We start from the raw sequence: 17,144 nt of genomic DNA, 5'->3' as shown, positions 1-17,144 counted from the left end.
ATTGTTCGTAATTATCAATCGACTAAAATTATTGGAACCATTTCACCCAGTCGGGCAAATGGTTAAGAAAACTTAACCATCCATGGAAGTGCATTGGCGGTAACGAGACGGTTATTATCCCAGCAAGTATGATTAAGATTAACAGTGCCTTCGCATAATCCTGTCCAACTAGGCTACCTAGAAGCGTGGGTTCGCGGGAGAGATATGCGCTGGCAGCATAGAATTCGTCGCCAATTATTGTATAATCTGCGGCGGTGATAAAGAATGGAATCTGCAAAACGGATGGCGTGCCAGCGATTTGGATTGCCCCAACCTGATGTCCTGTTTCTGCGAGAATCAACGCCTCTGCGGCAAAATAGCCAAACATAAAATTCGACGCCGCCTTCTCACGGTTCAAAATCCCTACAACGCCAGAAGCAAACGCAAACTGGTCATCCGAAAGGTATCTGATGTCATCGGGATTGAACTGCTCTGGAGTCCCATGGGCAGCATAAGCATCCTTCATTATTTCTTCGGCAACTGTATAAACCACGGAGTCTATTGTAGGCACAATGATTCTTGTGCGATATTTTGCCGCAATACCAGTGATGTATTTTAGAATGGAGAGTGCCTGCAAAGTTGGCAGGCTAAGTCCGCCTATACCAGGGACGAACACCATCGGACGTCCCATTTCCGTCGCCCGCCCAACCGCTTCGTCAATCGCGTTCAAGCCAGGAATTCTTCGGATGAAAAGCGACTTTCCTAGCCTCGCAGAGAAAATCTTATAAAGTATCAAAATTGAGAGGAGCACGACCAGGGTTCCGGTCGGCCAAGTTGCATGGTCCATATAATCCTACTCTTGCTTGGTTTCCTCTGTTTGATCAGATTTGCCCGCCTTATGCTCCCTTTCCTCCACCAAATCCTCGATTCGCTGTATAACGCGCTCCACGTTTTCAGGCGAGCTGAAAAGTTGTGAGTATTTCTCAACTCCTTCTCTGCCGAACAAAGGCACCAGAAATGGACTTGCCACGATTGCCGCCTGGCTCGCAATAAACGCAACCGGCTTGTGCATTTCGAGAAATATAATTGCCGGTGTTTCCATTCGCTTGTTTACAATTTTTGTTGCAAGCTCATCAATCAACTTGTCGCGCTCCTCAGGAGTCAACTCCGTTGCAGTGTTCATCTCTCATCATCCTTACTATCCGAATAACCTCATCACGCCGATTCCCAAACCGGAGATATACTCCTCGATACGCCTCTAATCTGCTCTGTTTCTTTAAGGGGCTCAATTTTATCCCATGTTCGTCAATATAGTACTTTTTCACATTTCTCCATTCAATACGGGTCTTTCCAATAAGTGCTTTGGAGGAGGCACCTTCTTTATCTATCTCGTAGCTAATCGGAAAAATATATTCCGCCAGCGACGAGAGGAAAAGAAAGAAAGTGACCGCGGTGAATATGAGGCTTCGGAAGAGAATGATAGAGACAACTATTCCCATGAAGACAATAGGTGCCACCAGCAGCATTTTAGCAGGCTGCTCGCGCAAAAGAAACACGCGCCACGTTAAAATTGGTTTGGCATTCCCTGTCTCTTTTTCATTCAACATCGTGCCCCGGCTCCTAAGGAACGCAATTATTCGTGTATGTGCACTAAATTATAGATGAGCTTTCGCTAAGGTGTCAACATCGCTTTTGCAGTTTTGCATCACTCCAGAGGGGGAAAAAATTAATAAAAATAGAAGGCTGAATCATCATGAGCAATAATATGGAGGTTCTAAAAATGGGCTGGTGGCCAACGTTTTTTCACGGAGAATTCAAGACCGTGAAAGAAGTTGAAGCGGCAGCCTTCAGAATGTTCTATTCAGGACTAATCGTGCTAATTGCTGGGCTAATACTGACCCTTACGCTGGTGTTTATGCCATTTGGCGTTGCACTTATGATATTGGGTGGCTTAATAATGGCGGTAGATATATTCTGGTTTGTTTGCGTATCAAAACGCAATTCCATTAATATCCAATGCCCAGCGTGCCAAAAGGACAATCAGGTTTTCCCAGGCGATACTTATTTTAACTGCATTTACTGCGGGAAAATCGTGTTGCTGCGCGAGTAACTGACCGTCAAGACTTCTTCTTGCCCTGTGAGCCATTGCCTTTCATAGAATGGCAATGTTGTGACATTACTTCAATACCAAGCGCTTGCATAACCAATCCCCAATGCTCAATTCGAAATCTAACCTGCCAGGCAAACTCTTTGCCCCTAGGTGAGTAGTAGGTAGCCATTATGCCACCAGTTGAATGTGGGCGGCTACCCTCAATTTTCAATATCTCCATTGCCAGTTTCCGATCTTCAATATATGCTACACCGTCTTTTCTGCCAAGCCGCCATGCATAGTTTTTCAATTCAACCCTCCTGATACTCCCTGGCCTGCAAGATTGATATAGCGATTATATCGAACGCATGTTCGATTGTCAACTAAATAAAAAGGAGTTCAGGAAACTCCCGATCTCCTTGGCGAAGCTTTAGTGTAAAGTTATTGTCAGACGCCTAAGAAGCGCTGATTGTAACAATGTCGGCATTTTTGCGTGGGCGAATTGTAGGCCAGTTGCCAGTTGTGATGCTTACAATGCCTGTAACCTGCACGTAAGAGTTCAGCGCCGGCAGTGTGATGTTATTCCCTGTTGCAAGTTCATAACACTTGACCTTCAGCCCTATATTGCCCGACCCATCATTGAGTCGGCATCCATCATCAACATAGAACCACTTCTCAGTTGTGTTTACCCTTGTAACCTTGCCAAAAACGCGAACTAGGAGACCGACATTATTTAGCCCAACGCCGCCGTTGACACCTTGCTGCCCCCTACCGGTACTGGGGTTGTAGTACCAATTACCGCCGCCGACAGCTTTTGTGAGAAGAGCCAAAGGTGCAGGCAGCTGGTTCCCTGTTGAGATAATTCGGATTTTGGGGTTCTTTATGTAACGCTCTCCTAAGGTGTTTGTTGCCATGGTGCCAGTTATGCTTACTAGACTCCCCTCGCTAACAATATCAGTAGTTTGGACTTTGATGCCTGATGACCTGTCTTTATCCTCTATATAAAAACAGCCTGAGAATTGGTCACTTCCAGCTGTTACTATTACCTTTTTTAGCTGTACAGTAACATTGTCTGAGGTATCTTTTTTCACACTTGATATTGGTATTCGATCAAGGGCAAAGTTTCTCCTGATTACCCCACCTTTTGTTACTGAGACGGTGGTTGTCTGAGAAACATAACCACCCTTGGAACATGTCACTGTATATGTTCCCGGCGGCAAATCAAGGAAACCATATGTGCCCGTTGCATCTGTCGTCGTTGAGCGTGATGTTGGTCCTGATATTGAAACAGTGGCTTTGTAGAGCCAATTTAAATATATGGGATCATCTGCCCCCCAGGCATCGGTAACGTTGCCAAACAGCACGCCTGTTGTTGGGGCAGTTTTCCAAGTCATTGTGGGGGGTGCAACTTTCGTAGTATACAAATTCGACTTTACCGCGGCCCAAAAGTCCGTGTTTGGCGCGCCATCTTTATTTGTCACTGCATAGCTGTAGGTACACATTCCATTGCAACCCGTAGTGCGGTCGTATGCCATCTGGATAAGCGTGTCTGATATTGAATTAAGATATGCTCCCTGGCCGCCGACTCCAAACCTGCCGCTCGATGCTGCCATACTCCCCAGCCAGTTTGACCATATTCGATAGTCCTGCTTTTGAGCAGAATCATATTCTCGCTTATAGTTCATTAAAATATTAGTATCTATGATATGCTGTTCCATCCAGCTCTTGGCGTTTTGAAATACGTCCTTGTACTGACGCGTCTGAGTATAATCAATATTGGGGTCGCCTCCCAACCAACCTACAGTATCCACGCTGTGGTTGACGCGTGTCGGTTTTATAGCCATGATTTCCAAATGACACTTCTTTATAAGGTCGGTTACTTGTTGTCTGCGATAATTAGACCAGGTTTCCCAAGTAGCATCAGAAGTGGAGGTTGGAGGCCAATATCCATATTCATCGTAAAAGCGCTGTTTGGTGATTTCATTATAACCCCAGTTGTAGCCAGGATACCTTATGTAATCCCAGTTGAACCCATCAACATCATAGTGACTCACGATATCCAACATAACTTTGCAAAGGTAGTCTTGCACAGCTGGCACGCCGGGGTCTAGATTATAGTAATTGCCGTCAAGATTACTTCCCGAGCTATTCTTCATAGCCCATTCAGGATGAACAGCCCACACATGGTCAGAAGGCGGGGCAGACCAGTTTTTACTCCATATCCTATAAGTAACAATCCATGGGTGAACCTGAATGCCGACGGCATGTGCCTTTTGGATAATGTCTGCGAGCGGGTCGAACGGCGGAGAGTCAATAATATTGGTGGCTCTATATTCACGGTGGTATCCGCCGCAAGCTGGACAGTAGATAGGGGATGTATTGTAGTAGGCATCCCCGCATTTTCGTACTTCAGGGATGATAACATTAACATTATATGAGTTCGCTAGATTAACCATATCGGTAATTTGGGCGGCACTGAGAATGCCATCGTGCCAAGTATCAGCCCAAAATGCGCGAAACTCAGGCGCCGCGCTAGAGTGGCTTACGGCGAGACAAGAGAGACCACCGAATAGAATTGCGATTATTATTAAAGTGGAGAACTTTGATACCATGCACAAAGCGTATCACCTCTGTTTCGGTCAACAAGCGCAATCACAGCTAGGTTTTACATTGATGAGTAAAAATCTTTCAAACATTTATTTGGGGGTAGATGTTCGCAGATAGTTTTCAAACTGCGAAGAGCTTTAATTTTTGGGGCGGGATTTTAACCCGCCCCGCATTTTGTCACTTGGGAAAGGCCCCGGTTGCCCGGGGCCATGCAACTGTCGTTGATATCCCCACTAGAATGGGATCTCGAACGGATCAGGACCGGCGTCAGGATTATTCGGTATGATAAGCGAGATTTGCGGCGCCATGCTCCTGATGAAGTAACCATGCCATACGAGCAACTTGCAGCTCGGTGGCCAGTTATCTGGAAGGTCAACGGTCATCAAGCTTCCAGAGGTGTTGTCTAACCACCAACCTTCAGTTGAGAGCAAGCCGGCATTTGCCGCTTCCGCTATCGTCATAACCGCTCCACCAGTGTGGACCTTGACATCCGAAAGCCATGTGTTATGGTTGAACGGATGGCCAATTAAGGTCCAGCTGTCGTTCCCACTAGGCAACGAGATCCACTGGTCATCAGTCCGGTACAAGCCCTCGAAGCTCAGAGCCCAGTCGCTGTCCGGTAGCAGGTAGTAGCCGTCACCCAACAGCATGCCGCCAAATGCAACAGGATCCCACTGGTCGTATACGAAGAAGCTCGACGCCATAGCTTCCCATCTCCACAGGTTAGTAGCAGCTGGATCGTAACCATTGAAGACGACCATCGGATCCCATTCTTTCGGACATGCGGGCAGGCCGATAATGTTCCAGTAGGGCGCCATTACTCCGCTTTGACCCGGATCCCAAGGCACGGCATCAGTGATGGTATCAAATGCAGTTACCTTGGTCACTGTAGCCCTCGGGATAATTACTGGGATTGTCCTGCCTGGAACAGCTGTCGCGTTGGTGCTGACTATGCCGTCAATGTCTACCCAATCGTCAACAGCCACGACCTGCGTGCTCTCAACTCGGACACCAGGGTTACCCGATCCGTCGTCGAGAACATCATTTGTTCTGTTGGCACCATCCCAGACATAGAACCACTGGCCATTCGTGTCTCTTGCGGTAACTTTACCGCAGATTTTGACGCGTAGGCCAACGTTCAGTGCGCCTCTACCGTCAGTTACGCCTGGGTTGTTGGCATCGTAGTCGGCGCCGCCAACTTCTCTCGTCCTCAAGCCAAGCGCTGCAGGTACGTTTGTTTCGCTACCGTTGCTAAGCTCGATTACGGGAGCCGTAACATTTATAACCCTCTCGCCATCGAGCATGCCGAGAGTACCCTGCACCTGAACCTTGTCGCCAACATTGACCCAAGGACCAGCCGACGCTTGCACACGAATGCCAACGCTTCGGTCCTCAGCCTGGATGTAGAACGAGCTGCTCCACAAGGCGGTCACTCTGCCTTCGACATTCACTGCCGAGCCGCTTGGAAGCGACCTGATGGTGCTGAGGTTACTTGGAGTCGTCGGGCTCGCCTTCAGGATTACATCGCCCGTATTCCTTGGCCTAATACATCCGAACCCGTACCTGTTCCTTCTGCCACCTGCGCCCTTGAAGTCGTACTTCGCTCCAACGGTAGGCAGGTTGAAGCCAAGCTTGCTCGGTGTGTCAACTGCGCAAAGTGCCCAGTTGCCACTAGCATCGGCAATGTAGGAATATGGCACGGCATTCGTGTAGACCGTATCTGCAGGCAAACCATCAGCTACGTTCTTCACAACCCATGCGTCGGACGTTCGGATGAACTGACCCCATGTCGGCGAGAAGCCAGCTGTATCCGAATGGTATATCTCGGAGATGCTCATATAGACCGGATTCGGCAGTGGCTTGGATGGAACTACGCCCAAATCCGTCAGGTTCATGTAGTACCGGTCGTGTGTCTCAAGCTCGTATGCCGTGAGCATCTCGTTGTGCAGCAGCTTAACTCTCCGCTCTCCACCGCCAGGGATGTCAAGCGAACCAGTAATCATGATTGTCTCGCCATTCGACGGGCGTTTACCAAAGTACGTCAGGTTGCCGTCAGCATCAGTACCATTCGGGTCATCCCACTGCAGAGAATAGGTTGAATCTGGTTTGTACATTAAGCACAGAAGGCCATTGGAAGGATCCGCTGGGTCGCACATGTACCACTGCCAGCAGTTCTGCATCAGGTCTCTGCGCTCATCATAACCCTTCTGCTCAGGGATACCCGACGACGGCACAGCAGTGCCCCAAGGCTGGGCATAGCACAGACCTTCAATGTTCACTGTGCTGCCGTTAGCGGTGGCTCTTGCCTCAGCCATTGTCAAAGGCCTAAGGTAAATATTGTCATTGAGGGTTTCAGAATAAAATGCAGGTATGACCACAGTGATTGGGTCAGTGCTGGCAAATCCCGATTTTTCCGCCCATACCTGATATGTACCCTCGCTGATATCGAGTATAGCTTGTCCTTTCGGGCTGGCTACTCCATCGCCAGTCAGCGGGGAACGATAGGTAAACGGATAACCCGGGAATCCAGGAGTGCCGCCACGTGCCACGATAGTCGCACCAGCCACTTTGTCGTCGCTAAGCCACCTTGTATGATGAACTATGCCGGTGAGCGTGCAACCAGCGACAGGCAGGTCGAAGTCCCACGACGTGCTACCTACCTGGTCGTATGGAGTGGCGGTTATCTTGTGGGTCTTGCACTCAGCCCCTCTCTTGGCTTTGATATTTGCTTTGGTGCAGATTGCCGTCAAGCCTGCAGGATCGCTGGTATCCTGCACTACAGAATCCACAAGCGTGGCAGAACCATAACCAAGAGAAGACAGATTAAGCTTGCATCCTCCGCCATTGACGGGCTGAAGCTGAGTCCAGCCTTCAGCATCTATAACTTTGAACGTTACGGATGCAGTCGAGCTGTCATCAGGCGGAAGCTTGCCAGGATAGCTTGGATTGCTGAAGGTCCAGCTGTCGCTGTAAGGGACTACCACCGGCGGGTTGTTTGTCTTGACCTCAAACCATTCGGAGGTAACCTTGGTTCGGGAGTTCGTTCCCGGAGAAGCAAACACACCCCAGTAGTAGCTAGCCCATGTTGCCGTGCTCTTACCATATGTAACGGCAACGTTGCCAACTGGGTCAGTAGCACACATCAGGCCCCAGGTAACGATGCCCATGCTGCTGTCCAAAACCGAACCGTCTGAGGTGCTTAACTTGTAAATAGCTCTGGCTGTGCTTGCAGAAGCCATGCAGGTTACCCATAGATATGTGCCGTCGTGGCCCATATCAACGTCAATCACACTGCCAATATTTGGGCTCTGCCACGGGAGCCTTGAATAAGTGTAGCCGTCAGCGTTAAGCTTCCACTTCGTCACGAAGTTGTTTGTACAGCCGCCCTCGGGCAAATAGCATTGGAAGAGATAGCTTCTGTCGGGCGAAACCCACATACCGAAGGCATTCTGTGTTGTTGTGTAGCTGTTTACTCCAACCTGGTAAAGATTTCGATAACCTGTCCAGTTGGAGTGTGTGGCTTCATCAACACGGTTATCCCTAACATACTGGCTACCTGACCCGTATTGGTACGCTGTGCCGCCCGAGCTGCGAGTAAATTGCGCACGGTAATAGGTGGTTACCGGAAGCTGACCGCTCGCTGGTCGAATCCAGTCACTGCCATCGGGCTTGAAGCAGTAAATAGTGGGTGTAGAGCGGTCGCCCACATATACGTAGTCGTCGTCTCCAATGGAAATGTCCCATGGTGCACTTGTACCCCAAGCGATTCCTGCGTCATTCATAGCACCGAGGAACTCGCCATCTGGGTCGTACATGAATATTTCTTTCTGCACCTTATGGCACACATAAATTCGACCATAGTATGGGCTGTTTGGATTTTTGTTAATAGCTATGCCGTAAAATCCTTCAGCATCTGGAACACTCGGGTTCGGCGGATATTCGTGAGTCCAGTCGTTGTTCTTGTAAATACCAATTATCGGCCCCCAGCTAGCCTGGTTTGCCGTGGCGGTGATTCTAGCCTTATAAGCACCTAGGGCTACTTTCGCACCCGAATCGTTCGTGCAGGGCCAGATCCACATGTGCTTACCGCGAGTCTGGGTCCCCAAATTGGCCGTTCTCACGACGCTGCCGAGAGTTCCCGCTGAAGTATCATACGCGAGGATCTCGATGGTTACGTCAGCTGGGCAGTTCAAGGTGTAGAATATGAACGCCGGGCACGCTGGCGCTCCAGGGACTTTCACCTGGTAAATTTCAACCGCGGCGAAGCCAGGCAGTGCCAGGGCAACCATCATTACCCCCGCCAGAAGACACAGCAGGTAACTGCGCTTCATTAGGCAAATCCTCCTTTCGTTTATTGTTTCTAGTTTCTTACTTAGCCGCCAATTTCAGCACATTCAAAACCTATATTAAGGCGGCACAATTTATCATTTTAACGCTTTCAGTTGTCCACCAAAAAGGTGGCCTTTTCATTAATGTAACAATAGTAACGGCGGTCTTTGTGTCCTTCATTTTTGAAATGGGCCGCCAAGCCTCCTGACGGCTGACCTGACGGCCCGTTTATTGTGCACCAAGATTCGGTCTGTCAACTATTATGGTTCTTATCGTTCCGAGGTTAGGCTCTGCGCCTCCTCATCACGAAGCCCACCAATCCGACTACACCGGTCCCGAATGCAAGCAAGGTGCTAGGCTCAGGAACGGGTCTGAACCCGTACTCCATGATGTAGCCCTCACTTGCTGCATTGTTCGGGTGGCTCACCGTCAACATGATGTCGTTCGGGCCATTTACCCCCCTGAAGCCGGTCGGCAGGACGAGCGTGAACCACGCCTCGTTCGTTTTGTATTCCGTTGGAACAGGGATTATCCATTCCGTTCCATTGGCTGGCGCGCCCTCTACACCCCGGTTGTTGACCATCTTTATGTAGTATACTAACGGCACGCCATTTATCATTGAGGGTGGGGCCATTCCTGCCAAAGTGCTTATGCACATGAAGTTCAGGCGAATGTAAGGATTCGTCCCATCCCTCAGTACATAGACTCTCAGGTCCCACTTTTTCTCCACTGGCTGACCGGCTTGTATGGGCGCCTTGATACTCTTCATGAAGGCTTCGGTCCTTCCTGGGATTACCTCAGTCGCCCAGTTTGCATACGTCATGCCATACGGGTCAGCGAGGAACTGAGCCGCGCCATCCTGAGAGTCATAGCCGTCGCTGGACGTCGGATAGATACCAAACTGGCTGTCGCTCATGTACGCGCCGGCGTTGTTGTCAGCGCGCAGTCTGAACCGCCAGTTGTTCTCTGCGGCGAATGCACTCCCAGCGACCAGCGCGACCAGAACCAGAATGCAGGTGATTACAAGAACCTTCTTCATCGTGTCACCTCCCTTCGTAGCAATTCCTCAGTAGCTGTAACGGAACCAGCTGCCGGGCATAAGAACCCAGGCTAGCCGATTATTAATGATCCGGCGGTTTTTGCAACCTCACGACACCTGCCGGACCTATCCCCCAACAAGCATGCCTCAGACACTCCATGCCTCCTCTGACGCATTTTTGGCTAATCGGCTGAGACATTGCTTGTTGTAGAATCAAAGTTGGCGACATTATGTTCCTTTAGCTTATTTTCGGACATTCCGCCAGTGGGGATAGCGGAGAAGCTGATCGGAGTTTTCCTTACATGCGCAAGTATACTCGAAGTTAGCTTTCTTGTCAAGCCACTCATTGAAAAACAGGTATTATTACTAGGTCCCATCGGAAGTGTTCGATTATTTTTAAATCGCGCTTGCATGCTGTACTTGCTTAGCTACGAACCTCTTTTGTCACAGCCCAGTATACGTCGGTACGGCCGAGCTGTCAATACTTGTTCACAAAAACAGGTATTTTTACTAGGTGTAATCCCTGCTTCAGCAATCCTTGGGGAGATTTCACCGGGAGCATTTTTAAGACAATGAAAACCAAAGCGCTCAATGCCTCGGCATTTTCTCCGAAAGCGCTTTCACAAAACTAGCATCGGGAGATACTCCATACCTGCGCGATAACCTTACCTCCTCCCAAGCCTCATCATACCGTCCCTTGTAATACAACGCAACCGCAAGATTGTTGTGCGCCTCCCCAAAATTAGGCCTCAACCTTATCGCCTCCCTGTACTCCCTCATCTCATCATCTATTAAACCCTTCTCACCATATAAAACCCCAAGCTCAAAATGTGCCCTCGCATCCCATGGTCTCAAACGTATCGCTTCCCTATACTCCCTTATCGCCTCCTCCCTCCGACCAACTGCTGCAAGCGCCTCGCCTAGCTTTAGATGCGCACCAGCATGACCTGGATTCAACCGTATCGCCTCTGAAAGCTCCTCGATTGCTTCACCAAAACATCCCTTCCCAATTAAAACAATCCCAAGCTCAAAATGTGCTCTCGCATCATCCGGCTTAATGCGAATAGCCTCCCGATAGTGTACTGCCGCCCCGTCCAGCTTCCCCTGCGCGGCAAGGACGTTCGCAAGGTTTACATGAGCCGAGAAGTGGTTTGGCTTGACTTTGAGAGCTCGCTTGTATTGGATAACTGCCTCATCAAGGCGACCCTGGCGAACAAGCGCCGCCCCTAGGTTGTTGTATCCGCCAGCAGTGATTTTGGGTATCGGATAGGGCACAGATGAAATGCCGAGGAAAATCGCAATGCAACCTAGCAAGGCAAACAGCGGCCTAATCCTTCGCCTCCGGACTTCCTCGGCCGCGCTGACAATGCCAAAGCCTGCGAAAACGGCAAGCGCCGGAGCCGCTGGAACTCTGTATCTTGAGCTAACGGAAAAAATTATGAGGCCGAGAAAAATAGAAAGAATATAGAGACCCGTCAGAGAAGCTCCAAATGTCCACTGTTTGCGTCCGCGGATGATGCCATATAGTGCTGAGCCGGCCAGCAGAGAAAAGGGAAGCAGAAGACATCGCAGAATGGGGACAAAAGTCTTTTCAAGATAGACATTGAAGCTACATCGTGCTTCGACATCATGCAAAGACCAAAGAAGTTTTAGCGCAAGAAGCCTGACAAAACTGCCTGGGTGATCTCTAATAAAAGTAAGCCCCTGGCGAAACCAAAAGGCCGCCGACTCCGAAGGTTTCACCTGATGGCCTAGAGCCCTACTTGCGATTGCCATCTCCTCTTGTTGCTGGGTCATTATTGAGGTACTGAAACCAGCCATTGCAGAAGATACACCATTAGCGGCTTCGTTGTTTGCCTGAGCAAAAACAATCCCGCCATTTGACGTAATGAGCACTAAGTCATTTCCGATGAAATAATTCCTCGCTGTAACAGGTGCAATCGCAAGCACAACACCAATGATTAGAGGGAAAAGTTGGCGAGTATAAAAACTAGCCATCCGACGGCCAAAAAGCCAAAGCCACGCAATAAACAGTTCAATTGTTATTAGTGAATTCGGCCGGCAGACAGCACTCACACCAAGCAAAACACCCGCTCCTAAGAACCTGCTGGCGCTAGGTCGTTCAATCGCACGCATCAGAAGCAGTATAGAACACAGGTTAATAGCAATCGCCAGCGTTTCGGTGAGAATTTTGGCTTCAAGGTATACAAGCGGAGCATAAAACAGAATAAGCGGCATTGCAATTAAGCCAGATAGATGGCCAAAAAGCTTTCTTCCCAGAACATAAACAAGACAGACATTGATTATGCCGAGGGCCGCCTGAAGGACATATATTGGAGTAAAATTATGGCCAAAAATCTTATACATAATCGCCAGAAAATACGGATATAGCGGTGCCATGTAGAATGGCATCGGACCATATCCCTTTCCCGCAGCAACTCGCTGAGCCCATTCATCGTAGTAACGTGAGTCCACAATCATAACCGAATAATAAGGTGCGTTCGCTTTGTATTGCAGTAGATAAATAACCCTAATTGCGATTGCCAGGAGCACAACAAGGCTCAGCTGAACAAGATGATTGCTAGCAATACCAGAAGAAAAAAGAGCTGTTTTTGACTTGGGGTTTTTGCGTTTGCTTTCAGAAGACATCCTTGTACTGTCCTCTTGTTTTTTCAATTATTCGGCTCGGGCATCTTTGCACTCAGAGCTTGGAGAAATGCAGGATTCGGCTCGAACCCATACTTCTGCGCAAGGCGAACATGTTTCCATGCTTCAGCATACCGAGCTTTATGAAACAACGCAACTGCCAAGTTAAAATGCGCTTGTGAAAAGTCCGGTTTCAATTCCACTGCTTTGGTAAAATGACTCAAAGCCCTGTCTTGCTCACCTTGAGCTCCAAATATATTTCCCAGGTTGAAATGCGCCTGTGCGTTATTTGGGTCGAGGCGGACGGCGCTACCAAAATGTAGCATTGCCAAGTCAAGGCGGCCTTGCTTTGCAAGTATAATACCAAGGCTATTGTGGGCATCTGCACACTTGGGATCAGCTTGCAATGCCTTCGCCAGATGCTCGGCCGCCTCGTCCATTCGCCCTTGCTGTTCGAGCAAAAGCCCCAAATTTAGGTGAGCCTTAGCATAATTTGGCCTCAGTCTGACCGCCTCAAGATAGTGTCTAATTGCTTCTTCGGTCTCGCCTTTTTCAGCCAGAACTACACCTAGATTATAGTGAGTAGTTGCGTCATTAGGATTAGCCTCGAGGGCTTCTTCGTATTTACGTATAGCTTCCTGTGCATTGCCGCCGCCAGCCAATGCATTAGCCAAATTATTCCTGGCTTCTGGGAAATTGGGATCAATTCTCAGAGCTTCCCTGAAGTGGTGTATAGCTTCCTTCACGTTGCCACGGTTGAGAAGGAGAAGCCCCAAGTTATTGTGTGCGCCGACATGCTCTGGATTTAGGCGAAGCACTTCGTTGTATTTCTCAACCGCCTCATCAGTCCTTCCAATCTTCGCCAGCGCAACACCCAGGTTATACCGAGCCATTGGATCTCTTGGCTCTATACGGACGGCCTCTCGGTAATGTTCTAACGCCTCGTCAAGTTTACCTTCAGCTTCCAAAGCAACAGCAAGTTGCCCGTGTGCAACAGCATTTTTCGCTGTCACTGCTAGCGCCCGCTTGAATAGAGTGAAGGTGTTTTCCCAGTATCCCAGCTGGACCGCAGTAGATATCATCAATGCAATGACTGCCAATCCAGCCACGAACGGAAGAGCGTCGAACTTAGAAGATGCCAGTTTAGATCCAACGGGCAATGAGGAAGCGTTATTTCTGGCGCCAACCGTCGGCAACCTCTCACTTTGCCAACTGCTTCCGACCATCTCAGGCAATCCCCACGTGACAATAAAGAATAAGCCAATTAGAGGAATATATGTATACCTATCAGCCATTGCCGCTCCGCCAACCTGGACAAGTCCTAGGACTGGAATTAGGGTTCCGAGATACCAAAACCAGCCAACTGGGAGGTATGGCGCCCTCCTAGCCAGCCTGAGCACAAGGAAAGTGATCCCTATCAAAACCAACGCCGACATGATGACTTCCCATATAGGCAGACTCCGCCCTGGGTGCGGATAGAACACCGAAAGCTTTGCTGGCCACAGCATCTTTCCAATATAGGCGACATAAGCCACAATTCCATTCGCTATCCGAACGCCCAACGAGAACTGAGCCAAATCCCTTATTGCACCTTCTTCCCTCTGGACGAGATATGTAACAATGCAAGATAAGGCAGACAGCGCAAACAGGGGAATTTTCTCTAACACGAGTCTACTTGCTCGGCTTGTAGGTATATCATTTAACGAGCAACGATTTAATGAAGTACGGCCGAGGGGCCAGTAATCTAAAAGCAGCAGCGCAAAAGGCAATGTGACAAGCATTGGCTTGGACATTAGACCCAGCATGAAAAAAACGATTACTGGAACATAAGTTTTTATGCAAGGCGATTGGACAAATCGAATGTACGCCAATATTGTAAGCAATAAAAAAGCTGTGCTCAGCACATCCTTTCTCTCTGCAATCCATGCGACTGATTCGATACGTAATGGATGAACGGCGAATAAAGCCGCAATAAATGCGCTACGCCAGATTGCAAAGGTCGCCTTATATAAAACAAGAAATAATAGTACCGCACTTACAGCATGCACCAACAAGCTTGTGAGATGATGCCCTGCGGAATTCAATCCAAAAAGCTGAACATCAACCATGTGCGAAATCCACGTTAATGGATGCCAATTGGCAGTGTGTGTCGTCTTAAATGCCCATGCTACACTGGCGCATGTTAGCCCGCTTCTTACAAAAGGATTGTTATGAATAAACTCCGGGTCATCGAGGTTTATAAACTGGTTCCCCAGCACCCGGCAGAAAGCAACTAAGGTTATGGCAAACAGAGCAATGGCAATTTTCCAATGAGCAGGCCAACTAGATGACTTGTTCATTGCTTAGGCTCCGGCATTTTCTCTGAGAGTGCATGAAGAAATTGAGGATGTATTTTTCCGCCGTACTTCCGAGAAAGCTTCACTTCCTCCCAAGCACCGGCATAATTACCAGCAAAGTATAGCGCAACCGCTAGATTATTGTGTGCCGCCGCAAGTTTAGGCATAAGCTCCAGAACTTCTCGGTATTCCTTAATGGCTTCATTATATTTCTTTTGTCTAAACAGTATGTTTGCTAATTTATAATGAGGCATGGGATTCTCTGGCTGAATTTGAACTGCTGCCCGGTAGTGTTCAACAGCATCGTCTAACTGTCCTAACTTCGCAAGCTCATTTGCTAAGTTAATATGAGCACTGGCATAGGTGGGATTTATCCGTATTGCCTCCAAATAGTGCCCCAAAGCTTCATCAATCCTGCCCGAAGAGACGAGAACCACAGCTAGGTTATTGTGCGCCTCGGCAAAATTTGGATTAAGCCTGATGGCAGTCTCATAATGTTTAATAGCTTCCTCCAAGCGGCCCTTTTGTGCTAGTGCGATACCAAGGTTATTGTGCGCCATCGCATATTTTGGATCCAGTTCAATCGCCCGGTGGTAATACATCATCGCCTCATCAATTCTGCCAAGATCCGCCAATGACACACCCATATTATTGTTCAACTGAGCATCATCAGGCCGAAGTTCCAGGCCCCTAGCATAATGTTTGACAGCCAATTCATACTTGCCTTGGGCGGCAAAGCTAAGTCCCATATTGTTTTGCATCAAGTAATTGCGTCTGGTACATTCAAGAGCACGAGCGAATATCGTTATGTTATTCTTCCAATAGGTTAGCTGGAATTGCGTACATATAATCAAAGCCGCCAGGACAACTAAAGCGCAGAATGGAATAACGGTTGGATGTGAGAACCTCGATCGGCTATTTTCTGCCGATAATTCGTTATTTTGACAGTAAAACACATCAGGTATTCCCCAAGCAACTATTATAAATAGCCCAACCAGCGGAATATAAGTAAAACGATCAGCCATCCCATGAGGGCCGATTTGCACAATGCCTATCACCGGCAAAAGCGTACCCATAAACCAAAGCCACCCAACTGCTACAAATTGACGACCAGCCTTTGCAAGCAGAATTGCAAAAATCGTAAGTATTATGAGCAGTGCCGCCGAACCGATAACCTGCCAAATGGCTAGTGTGTCGCCTGGATGTGGATATAAAATTGCCAGCTTTACGGGCCAAATAGTTTTTACTATATAAGCAGAATATGAATAAAGCGCATTTGCTATTCGCACTCCAACTGGCACAAGTTCAGTGGAGCTCAATGCTCCTCCTTTTTTCTGCACAACAACCGCAAGTACACTTGAAGCCAACGCCAGCACAAAAAGCGGGATTTTTTCGACAACAAGCCTTCCAATTGCCTTTGAAGGCTTTTCCAACTGCAAGTCCCGAACGGGTCTTATACGATTTAAAGGCCAATAATCAAGAAGAAGAAGCACAAAAGGAAGGGTGACAAGCATCGGCTTTGCCATCAAACCTAGTGCAAAGAAAACAACCACCGGGATGTAGGTGCTGACCTTAGGTAAAAGGGCATATCGGACATACGCCCACATCGTAAACATCCAGAAAAAAGTACTAACGACGTCCTTCCTTTCTGCAACCCATGCAACCGACTCGATATGCAACGGATGGACGGCAAAAAGAGCGGCAACTAGTGCGCTTCTCCACAATTTTTCAGTCATACGATTGAGAACTAGAAATAACAGAAGTACGTTAGCGATGTGAAAAATAACATTTGTCAGGTGGAAGCCCATCGGCTTCAATCCATAAACCTGCATATCAAGCATATAAGAAAGCCATATCAACGGTTGCCAGGTTGCTCTATAAATGGCAGTGAATGCCCATTTGACGCTATCGATGGAAAGCCCTCGCAAGACCTGGGGGTTCTCCGTCACGTAGACATTATCATCTAAGTTTATGAACTCGTGCCGAAGCACCTGAGCAAAAGCGGCAAACGTGCCTAGCGCTAGAAAGAAAATAAGTATGAGAGTGTAGTCCAACTGCTTCTTTGAAAACTTACCCATATCACTTGCCTATAACCCAACAAACAGCCTAAAAAGATATT

General features: G+C 48.4%; 11 protein-coding genes. 1 reads left to right on the top strand and 10 read right to left on the bottom strand.

Annotation, left to right across the window (positions count from 1 at the left end; genetic code table 11):
• Window positions 1-28 precede the first annotated feature (28 nt).
• The 3 genes from K6T99_08300 to K6T99_08290 are packed head-to-tail and all read right to left on the bottom strand — an operon-like array spanning window position 29 to window position 1,586.
• The gene (locus K6T99_08300) at window positions 29-826 is read right to left on the bottom strand and encodes a hypothetical protein (protein MCL6519819.1); all 798 of its coding nucleotides are present in this window, start codon (window positions 824-826) and stop codon (window positions 29-31) included.
• A 6-nt stretch (window positions 827-832) separates the two neighbouring features.
• Window positions 833-1,162, bottom strand: a complete 330-nt coding sequence (locus K6T99_08295; protein ID MCL6519818.1) for a hypothetical protein — start codon at window positions 1,160-1,162, stop codon at window positions 833-835.
• The gene (locus tag K6T99_08290) at window positions 1,134-1,586 is read right to left on the bottom strand and encodes a hypothetical protein (protein ID MCL6519817.1); all 453 of its coding nucleotides are present in this window, start codon (window positions 1,584-1,586) and stop codon (window positions 1,134-1,136) included. The genes K6T99_08295 and K6T99_08290 overlap by 29 nt, the downstream gene beginning before the upstream one ends.
• 146 nt (window positions 1,587-1,732) lie before the next feature.
• Here K6T99_08290 and K6T99_08285 point away from each other — a divergent pair, with 146 nt between their 5' ends.
• Entirely contained in the window at window positions 1,733-2,089 is a 357-nt protein-coding gene (locus K6T99_08285; GenBank protein MCL6519816.1) for a hypothetical protein, read from the top strand.
• Window positions 2,090-2,096: 7 nt separating this feature from the next.
• Here the strand turns inward: K6T99_08285 and K6T99_08280 are convergent, their stop codons facing one another.
• From K6T99_08280 to K6T99_08250, 7 genes are all read right to left on the bottom strand, one after another.
• Window positions 2,097-2,378, bottom strand: a complete 282-nt coding sequence (locus K6T99_08280) for a hypothetical protein (GenBank protein ID MCL6519815.1) — start codon at window positions 2,376-2,378, stop codon at window positions 2,097-2,099.
• A 145-nt stretch (window positions 2,379-2,523) separates the two neighbouring features.
• Window positions 2,524-4,680, bottom strand: a complete 2,157-nt coding sequence (locus K6T99_08275) for a family 10 glycosylhydrolase (GenBank protein ID MCL6519814.1) — start codon at window positions 4,678-4,680, stop codon at window positions 2,524-2,526.
• A 228-nt stretch (window positions 4,681-4,908) separates the two neighbouring features.
• Window positions 4,909-9,006, bottom strand: coding sequence for a hypothetical protein (locus K6T99_08270; protein ID MCL6519813.1), 4,098 nt, complete (start codon window positions 9,004-9,006; stop codon window positions 4,909-4,911).
• A gap of 281 nt (window positions 9,007-9,287) precedes the next feature.
• The gene (locus tag K6T99_08265) at window positions 9,288-10,043 is read right to left on the bottom strand and encodes a PEP-CTERM sorting domain-containing protein (protein ID MCL6519812.1); all 756 of its coding nucleotides are present in this window, start codon (window positions 10,041-10,043) and stop codon (window positions 9,288-9,290) included.
• A 588-nt stretch (window positions 10,044-10,631) separates the two neighbouring features.
• On the bottom strand, window positions 10,632-12,692 hold the full coding sequence (locus K6T99_08260; GenBank protein ID MCL6519811.1) for a tetratricopeptide repeat protein: 2,061 nt from the start codon (window positions 12,690-12,692) through the stop codon (window positions 10,632-10,634).
• Between the two features lie 23 nt (window positions 12,693-12,715).
• Entirely contained in the window at window positions 12,716-15,028 is a 2,313-nt protein-coding gene (locus tag K6T99_08255; GenBank protein ID MCL6519810.1) for a tetratricopeptide repeat protein, read from the bottom strand.
• The gene (locus tag K6T99_08250) at window positions 15,025-17,103 is read right to left on the bottom strand and encodes a tetratricopeptide repeat protein (GenBank protein MCL6519809.1); all 2,079 of its coding nucleotides are present in this window, start codon (window positions 17,101-17,103) and stop codon (window positions 15,025-15,027) included. Before K6T99_08250 ends, K6T99_08255 begins: the two co-directional genes overlap by 4 nt.
• Between the last annotated feature and the right edge of the window lie 41 nt (window positions 17,104-17,144).

It is taken from the genome of Armatimonadota bacterium (assembly GCA_023511795.1).
Taxonomy (GTDB): Bacteria; Armatimonadota; UBA5829; order DTJY01; family DTJY01; genus JAIMAU01.
This window is presented reverse-complemented; position numbering and strand designations above follow the sequence as displayed.